This is a genomic window from Dellaglioa sp. CoH-57-MRSF-22, assembly GCF_056781895.1.
Genome location: NZ_JBXAXT010000061.1, coordinates 1 through 542 on the forward strand (window position 1 = coordinate 1; position 542 = coordinate 542).

The window sequence follows — 542 nt, forward strand, 5'->3', positions numbered from 1 at the left end:
TGCTACTACCGCTGAGCTACACCGGAATTGAGTCAGATAGACCGGGTAACAACTTCGTCCGGCTCACTATCTGATTCGTACTACTTAACTGATGATACCAATCAGGTCGCCTTCTAGGCACACCTTCAGCTCTTCACCATCTACTTCTACGGTTGCAGTCGTCATTGACGTGATAACCGTGTCACCTACCTTAACGCGCAGAGGACGGATCGAACCGTCGCGCAGGATATGTCCTTCGCCTACGGCCACCACAACACCACGATCAGAATTGTCTGCCGTACCCGGAATCACGATACCACCAGATGTGGTCTGGTCCGAAATTAGCGGACGGATAACAACCTTGTCGTAGAGAGGCGTAATTGCCATTTAGGATTCCTAAGAAACTGGTGGAGTCGGGATGGATTCGAACCTCCGCGTCCCGCTAGGGGAACGGGCTCTACAGGCCCGCGCCTTCGACCAACTCGGCCACGACTCCAGTGAATTAAAATTGGTGATTGTGGGGGAGACTCGAACAACCACAGCGTCCGGTAACTCAAGTAGAG

General features: G+C 52.8%; 1 protein-coding gene and 1 tRNA gene. Both read right to left on the reverse strand.

The genetic code is table 11. From position 1 onward, the window contains the following. Positions 1-84: 84 nt before the first annotated feature. A complete protein-coding gene (locus AC1RPR_RS08140; protein ID WP_289864660.1) occupies positions 85-366 on the reverse strand; it encodes a co-chaperone GroES in 282 nt (93 codons plus the stop codon). Between the two features lie 18 nt (positions 367-384). Further along, positions 385-475: transfer RNA gene (locus AC1RPR_RS08145), tRNA-Tyr, on the reverse strand. Positions 476-542 lie beyond the last annotated feature (67 nt).